Below are 20366 nucleotides of genomic sequence, written 5' to 3' on the forward strand. Positions count from 1 at the left end.
ACGGCTGGCGGTTGCCTGATTGCATGGTCGATCGTATTTGTTCTTCCTGCTGGCCTGCGTCGACGCTGATTGAAGCGGAGTCCTGGGGTACTGTCTGCATCCAGAAGCTGGAGGGTGCGACAACAGTGCAAAAATTTGAACAGGTTGAAAATATTACCCTACGATTTCAGGAAAAACGAATTCTGGTGAATACCTATGCTGACGGTATTAGTTTTCTGGGATTAGCGGCAGGAAAACAATATTTATATCAGGCGGCAGAAAGCGAGGAAATTCGTCTGGCGATGGACAACTACATGCAACTAATGAAACTCTATTTATGCCAGGAATGTCATCTTGACGCGAACTATCTCGAAAAGATGGCAGAAAAACATCGCCTGCGCTTATGTAATCCGCATATAAAACGTTCACTGGAGAGCGTCGCACGAAATTTCCTGCAAAAAATCGGCCCTACAGAAAGGTTTATTTATCCTCTGACGGTATTACAGCAGCGTGGGGTTGATATTCAGCCTGCGATCTCATTTCTAAATGTGCTAATTAATGGCTGGGCAAATGCGCAATCAGAACCGCAGCTAGCGCGACAGCAGGCACTTGCGAGTCTCAATGTTGCAGAAATTGTTGAGCGTCTGGAACAGGAAGAGCCCGCGTAAATATCGTAAGCATAGTCTTCTGAGAAGCGCTAAAATGCCCTTGACGTAATTTTATCGGCTTTGCTACCGTTTCCCCCTTGTTTGTGCGCCGTGCTAATGAATTTTCATCGCTCGGCGCCTTTGTGGGTATTTTAGCGGAGTAGCAGCATGGAAAAACGTGCCACAGTGTCAGATGTTGCCGCACTAGCAAAGGTCTCTTCGGCCACCGTTTCCAATGTGCTCAGCAATCGGGAAGGTAAAGTTTCAGCCAAAACCCGCCAACGCGTTCTCGAGGCCATAAAAAAACTGAATTACACTTATAATGAAAACGCAGCCACATTACGCAGTAATAAATCCAATATAATTGGGTTAGTGATCCACGATCTTAGTAATCCTTATTATACCGAATTAATTTCTAAAATTACCCGGCAGCTTGCCACATTAGGCTATGCAACTATCCTTGCGTGTTCTGATGAAAATCTCGAAAACCAACAAAGCTATCTGCATTTAATGAAAAGGCATAATGCAATAGCTGTGCTTCTTTGTCCGACCTGGGATACCACCGCACAACATCTCGACGACTGGTGCAAAGCAAGCCCAACGATTACCTTTTTACGGCCCGTCAGAAATAACAATAATGATTATATTGGTATCGATAATTATCAGGCGGCCTGGGATCTGACAAAGCAGTTAATTGATGATGGTCACCAACACATTGCTTTTATTGGCGGACGCCAGCACTCTCGCCTTCGCCATCAGCGGCTTCAGGGGTGGAAAGACGCACACAACGATTCCGGCATCAAATGGAAAGAGTCACGGATTCTGGAATGTGCATCCAGCATGACTGCTGGCGCCTCAACGACTACCCAGTTACTACAGCAAGACAGCGCAGTGACTGCCCTGGTTTGTTATCAGGATATCGTGGCATTTGGTGCGATGAATGCCCTGCAATTTGCCGGTAAAAAAGTCGGAGCTGAAATTGCCGTCACTGGATTTGATGGCCTTAGTGATGCTGAAGGCTGGCTTCCGTCATTAACCACTGCGGAAGTACAAATTACGGAACTGACGAACCAAATCGTCTCTCGTCTCCTTGAACGTCTGGAAAATAGGCTATCACCACCCACTACAACGCTGCTTCATGCCCATATTCACTGGCGTCACTCAACCCAAATGGCTTGAAGGATTTGATTTAATGTCCTGCGAAAGGCTGTTTTGGCGCGGACGTTTGGGCTATGCTATGCGGATCTGAAAAACCACCTCTAGCGCTACATTTGTAGCCGTATTGAAAACAGGACCACTGGCTGCCATGCAAGAGCAATACCGCCCGGAAGAGATAGAATCCAAAGTACAGCTTCACTGGGATGAGAAGCGCACATTTGAAGTAACCGAAGACGAGAGCAAAGAGAAGTATTACTGCCTGTCTATGCTTCCCTATCCTTCTGGTCGACTACACATGGGCCACGTTCGCAACTACACCATCGGTGACGTGATCGCCCGCTACCAGCGCATGCTGGGCAAAAACGTTCTTCAGCCAATCGGCTGGGACGCATTTGGTCTGCCTGCGGAAGGCGCAGCGGTGAAAAACAACACCGCGCCAGCACCGTGGACGTATGACAATATCGCGTATATGAAAAACCAGCTCAAAATGCTGGGCTTTGGTTATGACTGGAGCCGCGAGCTGGCAACCTGTACGCCGGAATACTACCGTTGGGAACAGAAGTTCTTCACCGAACTGTATAAAAAAGGTCTGGTGTATAAGAAGACTTCTGCGGTCAACTGGTGCCCTAACGACCAGACCGTACTGGCGAACGAGCAGGTTATCGACGGCTGCTGCTGGCGCTGCGATACCAAAGTTGAACGTAAAGAGATCCCACAGTGGTTTATCAAAATCACCGCTTACGCTGACGAGCTGCTCAACGATCTGGATAAACTGGATCACTGGCCAGACACCGTAAAAACCATGCAGCGTAACTGGATTGGTCGTTCCGAAGGTGTGGAAATCACTTTCAACGTTAACGACTATGACAACACGCTGACCGTTTATACGACCCGCCCGGACACCTTTATGGGCTGTACTTATCTGGCGGTAGCGGCAGGTCACCCACTGGCGCAGAAAGCGGCGGAAAATAATCCTGAACTGGCGGCCTTTATTGACGAATGCCGTAACACCAAAGTTGCCGAAGCAGAAATGGCGACGATGGAGAAAAAAGGCGTCGATACGGGCTTTAAAGCTGTTCACCCATTAACCGGCGAAGAAATTCCGGTTTGGGCAGCAAACTTCGTATTGATGGAATATGGCACCGGCGCAGTCATGGCGGTTCCGGGTCACGACCAGCGTGACTACGAATTTGCCTCTAAATACGGCCTGAACATCAAACCGGTTATCCTAGCGGCTGACGGTTCTGAACCAGATCTCTCCCAGCAGGCACTGACTGAAAAAGGCGTGCTGTTCAACTCTGGCGAGTTCAACGGTCTTGACCATGAGGCGGCCTTTAACGCCATTGCCGACAAACTGACTGCAATGGGCGTTGGCGAGCGTAAAGTGAACTACCGCCTGCGCGACTGGGGCGTATCCCGTCAGCGTTACTGGGGCGCGCCGATTCCGATGGTGACGCTGGAAGACGGTACTGTAATGCCGACTCCTGACGACCAGTTGCCGGTGATTCTGCCAGAAGACGTGGTGATGGACGGCATTACCAGCCCGATTAAAGCAGATCCAGAGTGGGCGAAAACCACCGTTAACGGAATGCCGGCACTGCGTGAAACCGACACTTTTGACACCTTTATGGAATCCTCCTGGTACTATGCACGCTACACTTGTCCAGAGTACAAAGAAGGAATGCTGGATTCCGACGCGGCTAACTACTGGCTGCCGGTTGATATCTATATTGGTGGTATTGAACACGCCATCATGCACCTGCTCTACTTCCGCTTCTTCCACAAACTGATGCGCGATGCGGGTATGGTGAACTCTGATGAACCCGCGAAACAGTTGCTGTGTCAGGGTATGGTGCTGGCAGATGCCTTCTACTACGTTGGCGAAAACGGCGAGCGTAACTGGGTATCGCCGAAAGACGCTATCGTTGAGCGCGACGAGAAAGGTCGTATCGTGAAAGCGAAAGACGCGGCAGGCCATGAGCTGGTGTATACCGGCATGAGCAAAATGTCCAAGTCGAAGAACAACGGTATCGACCCGCAGGAAATGGTTGAACGCTACGGCGCGGACACCGTTCGTCTGTTCATGATGTTCGCGTCTCCGGCAGATATGACTCTTGAATGGCAGGAGTCTGGCGTTGAAGGGGCTAACCGCTTCCTGAAACGTGTCTGGAAACTGGTTTACGAGCACACAACGAAAGGTGATGCTCCGGCGCTGAACGTTGATGCACTGACGGAAGATCAGAAAGCCCTGCGTCGCGATGTGCATAAAACAATCGCTAAAGTGACCGATGATATCGGCCGCCGTCAGACCTTCAACACCGCAATTGCGGCGATTATGGAGCTGATGAACAAACTGGCGAAAGCACCGACCGATAGTGAGCAAGATCGCGCACTGATGCAGGAAGCGCTGCTGGCGGTTGTCCGTATGCTTAACCCGTTCACGCCGCACATCTGCTTCACGCTGTGGCAGGAGTTGAAAGGCGAAGGCGATATCGATAACGCACCGTGGCCGGTTGCAGACGAGAAAGCGATGATCGAAGACTCCACGCTGGTGGTGGTGCAGGTTAACGGCAAAGTCCGCGCCAAAATCACCGTTCCGGTAGATGCAACGGAAGAACAGGTTCGCGAACGTGCTGGCCAGGAACATCTGGTAGCAAAATATCTTGATGGCGTTACCGTGCGTAAAGTGATTTACGTACCGGGTAAACTCCTCAATCTGGTCGTTGGCTAAGCGCGGGAGGAAGCGTGCGATATCTGGCAACATTGTTGTTATCTCTGGCGGTGTTAATCACCGCCGGGTGTGGCTGGCATCTGCGTGATACCACGCAGGTTCCTTCCACTATGAAGGTCATGATCCTGGACTCTGGCGACCCGAACGGGCCATTAAGCCGTGCAGTGCGTAATCAGTTACGCCTGAATGGCGTTGAGCTGCTCGATAAAAGCACCATGCGTAAAGATGTACCATCGCTGCGTCTGGGCAAAGTGAGCATCGCGAAAGATACCGCCTCGGTATTCCGTAACGGTCAAACGGCAGAGTATCAGATGATCATGACGGTCAATGCGACGGTGCTGATCCCTGGTCGTGATATCTATCCGATTAGCGCCAAAGTCTTCCGTTCGTTCTTCGATAACCCACAAATGGCGTTGGCGAAAGATAACGAGCAGGACATGATCGTTAAAGAGATGTATGACCGTGCCGCCGAACAGCTAATTCGTAAGCTGCCAAGCATCCGTGCTGCAGATATCCGTTCCGACGAAGAGACATCAACAACGGAAACTGATACCACAGCAACGCCTGCGCGCGTCTCCACCACACTGGGTAACTGATGATTCGGTTGTACCCAGAACAACTCCGCGCACAGCTCAATGAAGGGCTGCGCGCGGCGTACCTTCTTCTTGGTAACGATCCCCTGTTACTGCAGGAAAGCCAAGACGCTATACGTCAGGTTGCCGCCGCACAAGGATTCGAAGAGCACCACACTTTTACCATTGATCCCAACACCGACTGGAATGCGATTTTTTCGCTATGCCAGGCCATGAGCTTGTTCGCCAGTCGACAAACCCTGTTGCTGTTATTACCGGAAAATGGGCCAAATGCGGCGATCAATGAACAACTTCTCACGCTTACCGGACTGCTGCATGACGATCTTCTGTTGATCGTGCGCGGTAATAAATTGAGTAAAACGCAGGAAAACGCCGCCTGGTTCACCGCGCTTGTCAATCGTAGCGTACAGGTGACCTGTCAGACACCAGAGCAAGCCCAACTTCCTCGTTGGGTTGCAGCCCGGGCAAAACAGCTCAACTTAGAGCTGGATGATGCCGCGAATCAGGTGCTCTGCTACTGCTATGAAGGTAATCTGTTGGCGCTGGCACAGGCGCTGGAGCGTTTATCTCTACTCTGGCCAGACGGCAAACTGACGCTCCCGCGCGTTGAGCAAGCGGTGAATGATGCTGCACATTTCACCCCTTTTCATTGGGTTGATGCTTTGTTAATGGGCAAAAGTAAGCGCGCGTTGCATATTATTCAGCAACTGCGTCTGGAAGGTAGCGAACCGATTATTTTATTGCGCACGTTACAACGTGAACTGCTGCTGTTGGTTAACCTGAAACGCCAGTCTGCCCATACACCATTACGCACATTGTTTGATAAACATCGCGTTTGGCAGAACCGCCGGGGCATGATCGGTGAAGCGTTAAATCGCTTAAGTCAGCCGCAGTTACGTCAGGCCGTGCAACTCCTGACACGAACGGAACTCACCCTCAAACAAGATTACGGTCAGTCGGTGTGGGCAGAGCTGGAAGGACTATCCCTCCTGTTATGCCATAAACCACTGGCAGACGTTTTTATCGACGGTTGATATGAAATCTTTACAGGCTCTGTTTGGCGGCACCTTCGATCCGGTGCACTATGGTCATCTTAAACCCGTAGAAACTCTGGCGAATCTGATTGGTCTGACGCGGGTAACGATTATCCCCAACAACGTCCCTCCACATCGGCCGCAACCGGAAGCGAACAGTGCGCAGCGAAAGCACATGCTTGAACTGGCTATTGCCGACAAACCGCTGTTTACCCTTGATGAACGGGAATTAAAACGTAATGCCCCGTCGTACACAGCACAAACGTTAAAAGAATGGCGACAGGAACAGGGGCCCGATGCGCCGCTGGCGTTTATTATTGGTCAGGACTCTCTGCTGACATTTCCGACCTGGTACGAATACGAAACGATTCTCGACAATGCACATTTGATTGTCTGTCGGCGTCCTGGTTATCCGCTTGAAATGGCACAACCGCAGTACCAGCAGTGGCTGGAAGATCATTTAACGCACAACCCGGAAGAGTTGCATCTTCATCCTGCGGGGAAAATTTATCTCGCCGAAACGCCATGGTTTAACATTTCAGCAACAGTCATCCGCGAACGTCTGGAAAAAGGCGAACCGTGTGAAGAGCTGTTGCCTGAATCAGTGCTGACTTATATCAACCAGCAAGGTTTATATCGCTGAATCGAGCGAGGCGGAGAGAACAATGCGACTGTGGTTAATTCGTCACGGCGAAACGCAAGCGAATGTCGATAGTCTGTACAGTGGTCATGCACCAACACCACTGACGGCACGCGGCATTGAGCAAGCGAAAAACCTGCATACTCTACTGCGAAATGTTCCCTTTGATACCGTTTTGTGCAGTGGACTGGAGCGCGCGCAACATACCGCGCGGCTGGTTCTTGATTCCCGTCAGCTCTGCGTACAAACCATTCCTGAACTCAACGAAATGTTTTTTGGCGACTGGGAAATGCGGCACCATCGCGAGCTCATGCAAGAAGATTCCGAAAATTATAACGCCTGGTGCAATGACTGGCTGCATGCGGCCCCAACTAACGGTGAAAGTTTTCAGTCGTTTGCGCAACGAGTGGAACGTTTTATCACCGCGCTTAGTGAATATCAGCAATACCGGAATATATTGGTCGTCAGTCATCAGGGAGTGCTGAGTCTGTTAATTGCCCGTTTACTGGGCATGCCAGCCGAGGCGATGTGGCATTTTCGTGTCGACCAGGGATGCTGGAGCGCCATTGATATCAATGATGCATTCGCTACTCTACGCGTCCTCAATAACCGAGCCATCTGGCGCGCCGATGAATGACTTTTCTGTTTTTTTACGGGTGAGCCGCAACGACCATTGACAGCCCCGGACAGGCTGATATTCTCCGCAGCCGGACTTTTTCCGTTACGCATGACGTTGTAGAAATTGTTTTACAAAAATGGCGATGCAATCTGCGGCGTGGGATGGGATGATAGCCCACTTTCAACAGCCGATTCGGCGACAATTGTCCCGAAATTGCCTCTGGTTCAGGTATACTGACAGACCATTTTTATCTTTTTGATTCACCCAGGGGGAAAACTTGCAGGGTAAAGCACTCCAGGATTTTGTTATTGACAAAATTGATGACCTCAAAGGTCAGGACATCATCGCCTTAGACGTTCAGGGTAAATCCAGTATCACTGATTGCATGATTATCTGTACGGGGACATCCAGCCGTCATGTGATGTCTATTGCTGATCATGTGGTTCAGGAGTCTCGTGCAGCGGGGCTGTTGCCGCTCGGCGTAGAAGGTGAAAACAGCGCCGACTGGATTGTCGTCGATCTGGGCGATGTGATTGTCCATGTTATGCAGGAAGAGAGCCGTCGCCTGTATGAGCTGGAAAAACTCTGGAGTTAATGCGTGAAGCTGCAACTTGTCGCCGTGGGAACGAAAATGCCGGACTGGGTACAAACCGGTTTTACCGAGTACCTGCGTCGTTTTCCGAAAGATATGCCTTTTGAGTTGATTGAAATTCCGGCCGGAAAACGCGGCAAGAACGCGGACATCAAGCGCATACTCGACAAAGAGGGTGAGCAGATGCTGGCTGCCGCAGGCAAAAACCGCATTGTCACCCTCGATATTCCAGGCAAGCCTTGGGATACGCCGCAGTTAGCCGCTGAACTGGAACGCTGGAAGCTCGATGGTCGCGACGTCAGTCTGCTGATTGGCGGGCCGGAAGGGTTGTCGCCTGCCTGCAAAGCGGCAGCGGAACAAAGCTGGTCGCTGTCGGCGCTTACCCTTCCCCATCCGTTGGTTCGCGTGCTGGTTGCAGAGAGTCTGTACCGGGCGTGGAGCATCACCACCAACCATCCTTATCACCGTGAGTGATAAAGGAGCTTTGAGTAGAAAACGCAGCGGATGAAACTACAGAACTCTTTTCGCGACTATACGGCAGAGTCCGCGCTGTTTGTGCGCCGGGCGCTGGTCGCCTTTTTGGGGATTTTGCTGCTAACCGGCGTGCTCATCGCCAACTTGTATAATCTGCAAATTGTTCGTTTTACCGATTACCAGACCCGTTCTAACGAAAACCGCATTAAGCTGGTGCCCATCGCGCCCAGTCGCGGCATTATCTATGACCGTAACGGTATTCCTCTGGCGCTCAACCGCACTATCTACCAGATAGAGATGATGCCGGAGAAAGTCGACAACGTGCAGCAAACGCTGGATGCCCTGCGTAGCGTGGTCGATTTGACCGATGACGATATTGCTGCATTCCGAAAAGAGCGCGCGCGTTCACACCGTTTCACCTCTATTCCGGTGAAAACTAACCTGACCGAAGTACAAGTGGCGCGATTTGCCGTCAATCAGTACCGTTTTCCGGGTGTCGAAGTTAAGGGCTATAAACGTCGTTACTATCCCTATGGTTCAGCGCTGACGCACGTCATCGGCTATGTGTCGAAAATCAACGATAAAGACGTCGAACGCCTGAATAATGACGGTAAACTGGCCAACTATGCAGCAACACATGATATCGGTAAGCTGGGGATTGAGCGTTACTATGAAGACGTGCTGCACGGTCAGACCGGTTATGAAGAAGTTGAAGTTAACAACCGTGGGCGTGTTATCCGCCAGTTAAAAGAAGTGCCACCGCAGGCCGGACACGATATTTACCTGACACTGGATCTCAAGCTTCAACAATATATTGAAACACTACTGGCGGGTAGTCGCGCGGCAGTGGTGGTCACCGATCCGCGCACAGGCGGCGTGCTGGCACTGGTTTCCACGCCAAGTTATGACCCCAACTTATTTGTCGATGGTATCTCCAGCAAAGACTATTCCGCACTGCTGAACGACCCAAATACGCCTCTGGTAAACCGCGCCACACAAGGGGTTTATCCACCAGCATCGACGGTTAAACCGTATGTTGCCGTTTCTGCATTGAGCGCAGGAGTCATCACGCGCAACACCACTCTGTTTGACCCCGGCTGGTGGCAGTTACCGGGATCGGAAAAACACTATCGCGACTGGAAAAAATGGGGTCACGGTCGCCTGAATGTCACGAAATCGCTGGAAGAATCGGCGGACACCTTCTTCTATCAGGTGGCCTACGATATGGGCATCGATCGTCTTTCCGAATGGATGGGTAAATTTGGTTATGGCCATTACACCGGTATCGATCTGGCAGAAGAGCGTTCCGGTAACATGCCGACTCGCGAATGGAAACTAAAACGCTTTAAAAAACCGTGGTATCAGGGGGATACCATTCCGGTCGGTATCGGTCAGGGTTACTGGACGGCGACCCCTATCCAGATGAGTAAGGCACTGATGATCCTGATTAATGACGGTATCGTGAAAGTTCCACATTTGCTGAAGAGCACCGCAGAAAACGGTAAACAAATACCGTGGGTACAACCACACGAACCGCCGGTAGGCGATATCCATTCTGGTTACTGGGAGCTGGCAAAAGACGGTATGTATGGTGTTGCTAACCGCCCTAACGGTACAGCACATAAATATTTTGCCAGCGCACCGTACAAAATTGCAGCGAAGTCCGGTACTGCTCAGGTTTTCGGCCTGAAAGCGAACGAAACCTATAATGCGCACAAAATTGCCGAACGCCTGCGCGACCACAAACTGATGACCGCATTTGCGCCGTATAACAATCCACAGGTGGCTGTCGCCATGATTCTGGAAAACGGCGGTGCGGGCCCGGCAGTCGGCACGCTGATGCGCCAGATCCTTGACCACATTATGCTTGGCGATAACAACACCGATTTGCCTGCGGAAAACCCGGCTGTTGCGGCAGCGGAGGACCACTAATCATGACGGATAATCCGAATAAAAAAACATTCTGGGATAAAGTCCATCTTGATCCCACCATGCTGCTTATCTTACTGGCATTGCTGGTCTACAGCGCCCTGGTTATCTGGAGCGCCAGCGGTCAGGACATTGGCATGATGGAGCGTAAAATCGGCCAGATCGCAATGGGTCTGGTGATTATGGTTGTTATGGCGCAAATTCCGCCGCGCGTTTATGAAGGTTGGGCGCCCTATCTCTACATCCTTTGTATTATTTTGCTGGTGGCGGTAGATGCCTTCGGCGCCATCTCTAAAGGCGCTCAACGTTGGTTAGATCTCGGTATCGTTCGTTTTCAACCCTCTGAAATCGCCAAGATAGCCGTGCCGCTGATGGTGGCACGTTTTATCAATCGCGACGTTTGCCCTCCGTCACTGAAGAATACAGCTATCGCACTGGTGCTGATTTTCATGCCTACGTTGCTGGTAGCTGCTCAGCCTGACCTGGGCACATCAATCCTCGTCGCGCTTTCCGGTCTGTTTGTCCTCTTTCTCTCCGGTCTAAGCTGGCGTTTGATTGGCGTTGCGGTGGTGCTGGTAGCAGCATTTATCCCCATTCTGTGGTTCTTCCTGATGCATGATTATCAGCGCCAGCGCGTGATGATGCTGCTTGACCCGGAATCAGACCCTCTTGGTGCGGGTTATCACATTATTCAGTCTAAAATTGCCATTGGCTCCGGTGGATTACGCGGCAAAGGCTGGCTGCACGGCACCCAGTCACAGCTTGAATTTCTGCCCGAACGCCATACCGACTTTATCTTTGCGGTATTAGCGGAAGAACTGGGATTAGTGGGCATTTTAATTCTGCTCGCTCTGTATATTCTGCTGATCATGCGCGGATTGTGGATTGCCGCCAGAGCGCAAACCACCTTTGGTCGCGTCATGGCTGGCGGTTTAATGCTGATATTATTCGTTTATGTCTTCGTAAATATTGGTATGGTAAGCGGTATTCTGCCGGTTGTAGGGGTTCCACTCCCGCTGGTCAGTTATGGAGGATCGGCGCTCATTGTGCTGATGGCAGGGTTTGGGATTGTGATGTCAATCCACACCCACAGGAAAATGTTGTCGAAAAGCGTGTAAGAGGTGCGCAATGCGTAAGCAGTGGCTCGGGATCTGCATCGCGGCAGGAATGCTCGCGGCATGTACAAGCGATGATGGTCAGCAACAGACGGTAAGCGTGCCGCAACCTGCGGTATGTAACGGCCCGGTCGTTGAAATTAGCGGGGCAGAACCGCGTTTCGAACCACTAAACGCGACGGCAAATCAGGATTACCAGCGCGATGGCAAAAGCTACAAAATTGTTCAGGCCCCTTCACGCTTTAGCCAGGCGGGCCTTGCTGCTATTTATGACGCCGAACCCGGGAGCAACCTGACGGCCTCTGGCGAAGCATTCGATCCGACTCAACTGACGGCGGCACATCCAACGTTGCCAATCCCCAGCTACGCGCGAATCACTAACCTGGCTAACGGTCGGATGATTGTCGTTCGTATTAACGATCGCGGCCCCTATGGTAACGATCGCGTTATTTCTCTCTCACGCGCGGCAGCCGACCGTCTGAATACATCGAACAACACCAAAGTCCGTATCGATCCGATTATTGTCGCGCAGGATGGTTCGCTTTCTGGCCCCGGCATGGCCTGTACAACCGTTGCCAAACAGACTTACGTTCTGCCTGCGCCTCCTGACTTAAACGGCGGCAGCAGTGCTAATTCAGCGTCGATTCCACAAGGCGATATTCTTCCGGTCAGTAACTCAACGCTAAAAAGCGAAGATCCGACCGGAGCGCCGGTAACCAGCAGCGGCTTCCTCGGTGCGCCAACAAGGTTAGCGCCTGGTGTACTGGAAGGCAGCGAACCGACACCTGCTCCACAGCCCGTTGTTACTGCTCCGACAACAACGCCTGCCACAACACCAGCAATGGTAACCCCGCAGACTGCCGCGCCAGCCGCCGGCGGTAACTTTATGGTGCAAGTTGGGGCCGTTAGCGATCAGGCGCGAGCACAGCAATATCAACAGCAACTGGGGAAAAAATTTGGCGTACCCGGTCGCGTGACCCAAAACGGCGCGGTCTGGCGTATTCAACTTGGCCCGTTTGCCAGCAAAGCTGAAGCCAGTACCTTGCAGCAACGTTTACAAACCGAAGCCCAATTACAGTCATTTATTACCACCGCGCAGTAGCGTAAAGCAGGCATCTGAAGTGTCAATTTCTGTAAATGACGTTAACAAAGTCACGCGGAAAGTCAGATGCCTGGCGGTGGTGCATTTGCTATAGTAGGGCACTTTTTTTAATTCCATCACGGATGTCGTAGTTCAGACCATGAATACCATTTTTTCCGCTCGTATCATGAAGCGCCTGGCGCTCACCACGGCTCTTTGCACAGCCTTTATCTCTGCTGCACATGCCGATGACCTGAATATCAAAACTATGATCCCGGGTGTTCCGCAGATCGACGCTGAGTCCTACATCCTGATCGACTATAACTCCGGCAAAGTGCTCGCCGAGCAGAATGCGGATGTTCGGCGCGATCCTGCAAGCCTGACCAAAATGATGACCAGTTACGTCATCGGCCAGGCAATGAAAGCGGGTAAATTTAAAGAAACTGATTTAGTAACCATCGGTAATGACGCCTGGGCCACCGGTAACCCGGTGTTCAGAGGTTCTTCACTGATGTTTCTCAAACCGGGTATGCAAGTCCCCGTTTCACAGTTGATCCGCGGTATCAACCTGCAATCGGGTAACGATGCTTGCGTCGCCATGGCTGACTTTGCTGCTGGTAGCCAGGACGCTTTTGTTGGCCTGATGAACAGTTATGTTAATGCACTGGGATTGAAAAACACTCACTTCCAGACTGTTCACGGTCTGGATGCTGACGGCCAGTACAGCTCTGCGCGTGATATGGCGCTGATCGGTCAGGCGTTAATTCGTGATGTTCCCAACGAATACGCTATTTATAAGGAAAAAGAGTTTACCTTTAACGGCATTCGCCAGTTAAACCGTAACGGTTTACTGTGGGACAACAGCCTGAATGTCGACGGCATCAAAACCGGTCATACTGACAAGGCGGGTTATAACCTCGTGGCTTCCGCGACAGAAGGTCAGATGCGTCTGATCTCTGCGGTCATGGGGGGACGCACTTTCAAAGGTCGTGAAACCGAAAGTAAGAAATTGCTAACCTGGGGCTTCCGTTTCTTCGAAACCGTTAACCCACTGAAAGTCGGCAAAGAGTTCGCCTCTGAACCAGTATGGTTTGGCAATTCTGACCGCGCTTCTCTGGGCGTAGATAAAGACGTTTACCTGACCATTCCACGTGGTCGCATGAAAGATCTGAAAGCCAGCTACGTGCTGAACAGCAGCGAACTGCACGCACCGCTGCAAAAAAATCAGGTCGTTGGCACCATCAATTTCCAGCTTGACGGTAAAACTATCGAACAACGTCCCCTGGTTGTATTGCAGGAAATCCCGGAAGGCAACTTCTTCGGCAAAATCATTGATTACATCAAGCTAATGTTCCATCACTGGTTTGGCTAAAATTCGAACACTTGAAAGTGTGATTTCCGTCCCCATATACTAAGCATCAGTAAAAACTCCCGCCCTCTGGCGGGAGTTGCTATTTAATTACGTTACGCCGGAGCTGACATGAAAACCAAACTTAACGAACTGCTTGAATTCCCTACTCCTTTTACTTACAAAGTTATGGGGCAGGCGTTACCTGAGCTGGTTGATCAGGTGGTTGAAGTGGTACAGCGCCATGCGCCAGGTGACTACACCCCAACGGTAAAACCAAGCAGCAAAGGCAACTACCACTCGGTATCTATCACTATCAACGCCACTCATATCGAGCAGGTTGAAACACTGTACGAAGAACTGGGCAAAATTGATATCGTCCGCATGGTTCTGTAATTTGCCTCTCCGTTACCCGGCCCTGGTCGGGTAACTCCCCTTTCCCCGCTGTGATATACTTTTTCTCCACTTTTACTCATTCTCTACGGAGACGCCGTTTTGTATCAGGATAAAATTCTTGTCCGCCAGCTCGGCCTTCAACCCTATGAGCCTGTTTCTCAGGCTATGCATGAATTCACCGATACTCGTGATGAAAACACCCTGGATGAGATCTGGCTTGTAGAGCACTACCCTGTATTTACTCAGGGACAGGCAGGGAAAGCCGAGCATATTTTAATGCCAGGCGATATTCCGGTAATTCAGAGCGATCGCGGTGGCCAGGTAACCTATCACGGTCCAGGTCAGCAGGTGATGTACGTTCTGTTTAACCTTAAACGCCGCAAACTGGGTGTACGTGAGCTGGTGACTTTGCTCGAACAAACAGTGGTGAATACCCTAGCTGAACTGGATATTAAAGCGCATCCTCGTGCCGATGCTCCGGGTGTCTATGTTGGGAAAAAGAAAATTTGTTCTCTCGGCTTACGGATTCGTCGCGGCTGTTCATTCCACGGCCTGGCATTAAACGTCAATATGGATCTTTCTCCATTTTTACGTATTAACCCTTGTGGTTATGCAGGGATGGAAATGGCTAAAATATCACAATGGAAGAGCGACGCAACGCCTGATAATATTTCGCCACATTTACTGAAAAATATTTTAGCCCTGCTAAATAATCCTGCCGTAGAATATATCCCTGCTTAATTAAACTCATAAATGGCCCAAAATACACTGGGTCATCACTTATAAATTTCGCTAATACTTTACAACGCCTTATCCTTTGTATATTTTCTTCTTCACTCGCTGAAACGTGTTGGCATGCCTTGCTCCGTAACTCACCCCATTGATTAACCTATTGAAATGGTTAATGATGGCAAAACAAGTGCGTTCCAGTTAAATAATAAGCATGATAAATGTATTCTTTACAATTATTTATAAATAAAGATGGGGTAAGTGCGTGAATAATAATAACTCAAACGAATTTCGTTTAAACGAAACGGCGTCGGAAGGAAAACCACAAATTTTTAAAACATTAAGAAATATCGATCTTAATCTCCTGACTATTTTTGAGGCCGTATATGTACACAAGGGTATCGTTAATGCCGCAAAAATACTTAATCTGACACCTTCGGCTATCAGCCAGTCTATTCAGAAATTAAGAATTATATTTCCTGATCCGCTGTTTATTCGTAAAGGCCAGGGCGTTGCACCAACTGCCTTTGCGATGCATTTGCATGAATATATCAGTCAGGGGCTGGAATCCATCCTCGGCGCACTGGATATTGACGGCTGTTATGATAAACAGCGCACAATAACCATTGCCACTACACCCTCTGTCGGCGCGCTGGTGTTACCCACCATCTACCGGGCGATTAAATCACGCTATCCACATCTATTACTGCGTAATCAGTCGATTAATGATGCCGAGCTTCAGCTTAGTCAGTTTCAGACCGATCTGATTATCGATAACATGATGTATTCAAATCGGGCTATTCAACACCATGTCCTGTTCACGGATGAGATGACATTAATTTGCCGAAAGGAAAATCCGCTTCTTACCGCGACGGGCGACATGAGCAAAATCCAACAGGCCGCGCATATCCTTCTGCTGCCTGAAGGAGAAAATTTCAGCGTTCTACGTCAGCGGATACAAAGTATGTTTCCTGAGCGACAAATCAATTTTACCAGTTACAATATTTTAACCATTACGGCGCTGGTGGCGAATAGTGATATGTTAGCGATGATCCCCAGCCGCTTTTTCACCCTCTTCAGTCGCTGTTGGCCACTGGAGAAACTCCCCTTTCCCGCTCTTAACGAAGAACGCATTGATTTCTCAGTCCATTACAACAAATTCAGCTTGCGCGATCCTATACTTGAGGGCGTTATTGATGTAATACGAAATGCGTTTTGAAAAAGTAGTGTTACATCGAGTTCACAGCACAGGACAATAAAATGGCACAAACCAACAACAATTTTACATTTTCGCGACCACTTTGGCTGCTTTCAGGTCTGTTTCAATGATATACTGCCAGTCGTTAATTCAAAAATAGTTGATAATTACAACAATCTATTGAATTGAAACGCTTTCCTTCGTAATTCGCAACTGGAACACGCACGCTATGAGTAAACCCATTGTGATGGAACGCGGTGTTAAATACCGCGATGCCGATAAGATGGCCCTTATCCCGGTTAAAAACGTAGCAACAGAGCGCGAAGCACTGCTGCGCAAGCCGGAATGGATGAAAATCAAGCTTCCAGCGGACTCTACACGTATCCAGGGCATCAAAGCCGCAATGCGCAAAAATGGCCTGCATTCTGTCTGCGAGGAAGCCTCTTGCCCCAACCTGGCGGAATGCTTCAACCACGGCACAGCAACTTTCATGATCCTCGGCGCCATTTGTACTCGCCGTTGCCCGTTCTGTGACGTCGCCCACGGTCGCCCGATAGCTCCTGATGCCAATGAACCGATGAAACTGGCGCAAACCATTGCCGATATGGCACTGCGTTATGTTGTTATCACCTCCGTTGACCGTGATGACCTGCGCGATGGCGGCGCCCAGCATTTTGCGGATTGCATTACTGCCATCCGGGAGAAAAGCCCGGAAATAAAAATTGAAACTCTGGTGCCCGATTTCCGTGGTCGTATGGATCGTGCGCTGGATATCCTGACCGCAACACCACCTGACGTTTTCAACCACAATCTGGAAAACGTGCCACGTATCTACCGTCAGGTTCGTCCAGGCGCCGACTATAACTGGTCGCTAAAGCTACTGGAACGCTTTAAAGAAGCGCATCCAGAGATCCCAACCAAATCGGGTCTGATGGTGGGTCTGGGTGAAACCAATGAAGAAATTATTGAAGTGATGCGCGACCTGCGTCGCCATGGTGTGACGATGTTAACGCTGGGGCAATATTTGCAGCCAAGCCGCCATCATCTGCCGGTTCAACGTTACGTTAGCCCGGATGAGTTCGACGAAATGAAAGCCGAAGCGCTGGCGATGGGCTTTACCCATGCTGCATGTGGGCCTTTCGTCCGTTCCTCGTACCATGCCGATTTGCAGGCCAAAGGGATAGAAGTAAAATAATCAAGTAACAATTGCTTACATCTGTCCAATAAAAAACCCGCTATCTGAGCGGGTTTTTTTATCGAACAAGATTATGAGGGAGCGTCCTGCTCGCCACGTCACTCTTTATGAGAGAGCTTCTCAGCCTGAAGATCCACGTCTGCGTCTTTTTTCGCCGCAGCATCGTCATCATTCATCGCCTTCTTGAACCCTTTAATGGCCGCTCCAAGGTCTCCGCCCAGCGTACGTAACTTCTTAGTCCCAAACAGCAAAACGACCAGCGCCGCAACGACCAGCAGTTTGGTAATACTAATCTCACCCATAGATACCTTCTTGACATAAAACTGGCAACAGAACGCGCCTTAAAGACCAGAGAATATTAACGGTCATTCGACGCGCGCACACAATAGCAATCTGTAACAAGGTGAATCAAGCACCGAATAAAAAAACGTCATAATAATTGCGGCGGCGCAAAACGTCGGTTATTTAAGACGGGAAGTTGCGCGCGAACCTGACGAACTCGTTCGGGCGTCACTTCTGCCATAATCAGCGCGGGCATTTCTGCCGCCGCCGCAATAGTCATGCCAAAGGGATCGATAATCCGGCTTTGCCCAATATTTTTATTCCCGCACTCCCCCGCCGCCACCATATAACAGGTTGTATCCAGAGCACGCGCAGCAAGCAATGTTGACCAGTGGTGTTCTTTGAGCGGCCCACGAACCCAGGCTGCCGGAAGCACCAGGATTTCCGCCCCCTGTAACGCCAGCGCCATCGCTAATTCAGGAAAGCGCAAATCATAACAGGTCATCAGTCCCACTTTCATGCCCTCGACTTCCAGTAACGGAGCAACCATTTCCCCGGCATCCACGTGGCGCGACTCCTGGATTGAGAACGCATCATAAAGATGAAGCTTGGCATAATGGGCGACGATTTTTCCTGCCTGCAATGCCACCAACATATTCCATGCGCGCCCTGGCGTTGACGGAACATGAATCGTCAAAATGGTCGTCATCATGTTACGCTTACTTTCCCACAGCAAACATGCAAGAAATTCCCCCTCCAGAAATTGCGCCGATTTAACCGAAAGATCCGGGTCATAATCGTCGCGCGCCAGCAAAGCTTCCGGCAGGACAAATAACGAGGCGTCATTTTCCGCCGCCTGCGCCATTAACGAAGCGCAAATCCCGGCATTCTTTTCCCATACAGATGTAACAGCAAACTGTCCTGCAGCAACCAGCATTGCCACCTCCCGTCAGAGTCGTAAAATTCGCCAACGACGATTATTCAGAGTTACACTCATCACTCATACAAATCAAATAGCAGGATTTTGCAGTGTTACAACTCCTTTTAGCAGTTTTTATTGGCGGTGGTACGGGAAGCGTGGCGAGATGGATGTTAAGTATGCGGTTTAACCCATTGCATCAGACTATTCCGTTAGGGACGCTTGCAGCAAACCTGATTGGCGCATTCATCATCGGAATGGGATTTGCCTGGTTCAGCCGCATGACTAACATCGATCCAGTGTGGAAAGTGTTAATTACCACGGGTTTTTGCGGAGGGCTAACGACCTTCTCAACATTCTCGGCAGAAGTCGTGTTTTTGTTACAGGAGGGACGCTTCGGCTGGGCATTATTGAATGTCTTCGTTAACCTGCTGGGGTCTTTTGCCATGACGGCGCTGGCTTTTTGGCTGTTTTCGGCATCAACCGCACACTGAAGAACAAAAAAAACCCGCTGATTAAGCGGGTTTTGAATTCTTGCTGACGTATCTTACAGAGCGATTACGTTTGCAGCAGAAGGGCCTTTGGCACCGTTAGTGATTTCGAACTCTACGCGCTGACCTTCAGCAAGAGTTTTAAAACCATTAGTCTGGATTGCAGAGAAGTGTACGAACACGTCTTTGCTGCCGTCTTCCGGAGTAATGAAACCGAATCCTTTGGACTCATTAAACCACTTAACGTTACCTTTAATCTTAGACATCAAAATTACCTTTACATGAAAAATAGACACAAATGCTGTGTCGGTTACCAGTACACCAATTGTGGTACGCTTTGTCCAGCGCAACTTTACTAAAAAGTGATAAAAGTCGCGTTATTTTTGATGTTAATTACTTTACTTACTGTTTTTTAAGAATTTTTCAAAAAGTCATTTGTCTCAAAACTGGAAGCGCATCCAGGCAAAGTACACATTGCCATTATTGTAAGTACCAGGTATGTAGGTCATCTGAAAAGTCGCTGGGCCATACCCTACAGAAGCCAACGGCAGTAAAACCGGGATCGGTATATAGTTCCAGTTATCACGCACCGTCACACCTGCGGTGAATCCCAGACCTACATGAAAATTTTCATCCGCCAGTGGTCGCCAGGTGCTTTCCCAACCGTATCCAGCAATGGGCTCCCATTTATTCCATGAATCCTTAAATGCCATTGCATACAGGCCGTGCCAGTTACCTTTTTCATCCCACCGGGACTGACCAAACCCACCGCCCCACGGCCGCTCGTTATAATGTTCGATTTTTTCTTTGTCGTAGGCAAAACGCGCATGCCAGGTGATCGCTGGTATATACAAATCATAATGTTGTGGCTGCTGCCATGTTTCTGCAACATTCTCTTTAAATGTCAACAACCACTGAGGTGTATCTGCAGAAGCTGCTCCAACGCCGACTAATTGAGTAAAAACAAAGAGAAATGCGGGAATATATTTGCTAGTGCCCATTAGTAACCACGAAATATTTATCAAAAAACCGCTCTTAGCATAGCCTGGCTAAAATAAACATAACCTTAACAGCACCCAATATAAGGAATAATCCGAATGTTTGATATATTTATACAAGGTGATTCAGAGATAATATTATCAGATTACTCTGGAAATTTAAGCGATATCTCCCGCCAATAAACAACTTGACTTAAAAAACCCACTGATACAAAAAA

Annotated in this window: 22 protein-coding genes; 18 read left to right on the forward strand and 4 right to left on the reverse strand. The window is 49.7% G+C overall.

Annotation, left to right across the window (positions count from 1 at the left end):
• The 17 genes from EA14781_RS15580 to lipA all read left to right on the forward strand — a co-directional run.
• Positions 1-647: mannitol dehydrogenase family protein (locus tag EA14781_RS15580; RefSeq protein ID WP_042335873.1), on the forward strand; the 647-nt coding region annotated here is incomplete at its 5' end.
• Between the two features lie 147 nt (positions 648-794).
• On the forward strand, positions 795-1805 hold the full coding sequence (locus EA14781_RS15585; RefSeq protein WP_000415277.1) for a LacI family DNA-binding transcriptional regulator: 1011 nt from the start codon (positions 795-797) through the stop codon (positions 1803-1805).
• A gap of 127 nt (positions 1806-1932) precedes the next feature.
• Positions 1933-4515 carry a leucine--tRNA ligase gene (gene leuS, locus EA14781_RS15590; RefSeq protein WP_001157888.1) on the forward strand — a complete coding sequence of 861 codons (2583 nt, stop codon included), beginning with the start codon at positions 1933-1935 and terminating at the stop codon, positions 4513-4515.
• Positions 4516-4529: 14 nt separating this feature from the next.
• A complete protein-coding gene (gene lptE / locus EA14781_RS15595) occupies positions 4530-5111 on the forward strand; it encodes an LPS assembly lipoprotein LptE (RefSeq protein WP_001269680.1) in 582 nt (193 codons plus the stop codon).
• Complete coding sequence (gene holA, locus EA14781_RS15600) at positions 5111-6142, forward strand: DNA polymerase III subunit delta (RefSeq protein WP_000620508.1); 1032 nt, start codon at positions 5111-5113, stop codon at positions 6140-6142. Before lptE ends, holA begins: the two co-directional genes overlap by 1 nt.
• A gap of 1 nt (position 6143) precedes the next feature.
• Positions 6144-6785 (forward strand): nicotinate-nucleotide adenylyltransferase, encoded by a 642-nt coding sequence (gene nadD, locus EA14781_RS15605; RefSeq protein WP_000838876.1) that lies wholly within the window; start codon positions 6144-6146, stop codon positions 6783-6785.
• 22 nt (positions 6786-6807) lie between these two features.
• A complete protein-coding gene (locus tag EA14781_RS15610; RefSeq protein WP_001241905.1) occupies positions 6808-7419 on the forward strand; it encodes an adenosylcobalamin/alpha-ribazole phosphatase in 612 nt (203 codons plus the stop codon).
• Positions 7420-7678: 259 nt separating this feature from the next.
• Positions 7679-7996: a ribosome silencing factor gene (gene rsfS / locus EA14781_RS15615; RefSeq protein ID WP_001161664.1), complete on the forward strand. Its 318-nt coding sequence runs from the start codon at positions 7679-7681 to the stop codon at positions 7994-7996.
• A gap of 3 nt (positions 7997-7999) precedes the next feature.
• Positions 8000-8467, forward strand: a complete 468-nt coding sequence (gene rlmH, locus EA14781_RS15620; RefSeq protein ID WP_000776104.1) for a 23S rRNA (pseudouridine(1915)-N(3))-methyltransferase RlmH — start codon at positions 8000-8002, stop codon at positions 8465-8467.
• A 30-nt stretch (positions 8468-8497) separates the two neighbouring features.
• The gene (mrdA, locus tag EA14781_RS15625; RefSeq protein ID WP_000776185.1) at positions 8498-10399 is read left to right on the forward strand and encodes a peptidoglycan DD-transpeptidase MrdA; all 1902 of its coding nucleotides are present in this window, start codon (positions 8498-8500) and stop codon (positions 10397-10399) included.
• A 2-nt stretch (positions 10400-10401) separates the two neighbouring features.
• A complete protein-coding gene (gene mrdB / locus EA14781_RS15630) occupies positions 10402-11514 on the forward strand; it encodes a peptidoglycan glycosyltransferase MrdB (protein ID WP_000131720.1) in 1113 nt (370 codons plus the stop codon).
• 10 nt (positions 11515-11524) lie between these two features.
• Complete coding sequence (rlpA, locus tag EA14781_RS15635; RefSeq protein WP_001231439.1) at positions 11525-12613, forward strand: endolytic peptidoglycan transglycosylase RlpA; 1089 nt, start codon at positions 11525-11527, stop codon at positions 12611-12613.
• 139 nt (positions 12614-12752) lie between these two features.
• Positions 12753-13964 carry a D-alanyl-D-alanine carboxypeptidase DacA gene (gene dacA / locus EA14781_RS15640; protein ID WP_001092088.1) on the forward strand — a complete coding sequence of 404 codons (1212 nt, stop codon included), beginning with the start codon at positions 12753-12755 and terminating at the stop codon, positions 13962-13964.
• A gap of 108 nt (positions 13965-14072) precedes the next feature.
• Entirely contained in the window at positions 14073-14336 is a 264-nt protein-coding gene (gene ybeD / locus EA14781_RS15645; RefSeq protein WP_000850550.1) for a DUF493 family protein YbeD, read from the forward strand.
• 99 nt (positions 14337-14435) lie between these two features.
• Entirely contained in the window at positions 14436-15077 is a 642-nt protein-coding gene (gene lipB / locus EA14781_RS15650) for a lipoyl(octanoyl) transferase LipB (protein WP_000284046.1), read from the forward strand.
• A gap of 253 nt (positions 15078-15330) precedes the next feature.
• Positions 15331-16284 (forward strand): YbeF family transcriptional regulator, encoded by a 954-nt coding sequence (locus tag EA14781_RS15660; RefSeq protein WP_001063765.1) that lies wholly within the window; start codon positions 15331-15333, stop codon positions 16282-16284.
• 208 nt (positions 16285-16492) lie between these two features.
• Positions 16493-17458, forward strand: coding sequence for a lipoyl synthase (gene lipA / locus EA14781_RS15665; protein ID WP_000042623.1), 966 nt, complete (start codon positions 16493-16495; stop codon positions 17456-17458).
• Between the two features lie 98 nt (positions 17459-17556).
• Here the strand turns inward: lipA and tatE are convergent, their stop codons facing one another.
• A complete protein-coding gene (tatE, locus tag EA14781_RS15670; RefSeq protein ID WP_000503930.1) occupies positions 17557-17760 on the reverse strand; it encodes a twin-arginine translocase subunit TatE in 204 nt (67 codons plus the stop codon).
• Positions 17761-17888: 128 nt separating this feature from the next.
• Entirely contained in the window at positions 17889-18677 is a 789-nt protein-coding gene (locus tag EA14781_RS15675; RefSeq protein ID WP_002430216.1) for a deaminated glutathione amidase, read from the reverse strand.
• A 92-nt stretch (positions 18678-18769) separates the two neighbouring features.
• Between EA14781_RS15675 and crcB the strand changes: the two genes are divergently transcribed.
• The gene (crcB, locus tag EA14781_RS15680) at positions 18770-19153 is read left to right on the forward strand and encodes a fluoride efflux transporter CrcB (protein ID WP_000939756.1); all 384 of its coding nucleotides are present in this window, start codon (positions 18770-18772) and stop codon (positions 19151-19153) included.
• 53 nt (positions 19154-19206) lie between these two features.
• Here the strand turns inward: crcB and cspE are convergent, their stop codons facing one another.
• Both cspE and pagP read right to left on the reverse strand, forming a co-directional pair.
• Positions 19207-19416 (reverse strand): transcription antiterminator/RNA stability regulator CspE, encoded by a 210-nt coding sequence (cspE, locus tag EA14781_RS15685; RefSeq protein ID WP_000034825.1) that lies wholly within the window; start codon positions 19414-19416, stop codon positions 19207-19209.
• A gap of 174 nt (positions 19417-19590) precedes the next feature.
• Complete coding sequence (gene pagP, locus EA14781_RS15690) at positions 19591-20151, reverse strand: lipid IV(A) palmitoyltransferase PagP (RefSeq protein WP_002430217.1); 561 nt, start codon at positions 20149-20151, stop codon at positions 19591-19593.
• Positions 20152-20366: the final 215 nt, after the last annotated feature.

The organism is Escherichia albertii NBRC 107761 = DSM 17582, assembly GCF_000759775.1.
Classification (GTDB): domain Bacteria; phylum Pseudomonadota; class Gammaproteobacteria; order Enterobacterales; family Enterobacteriaceae; genus Escherichia; species Escherichia albertii.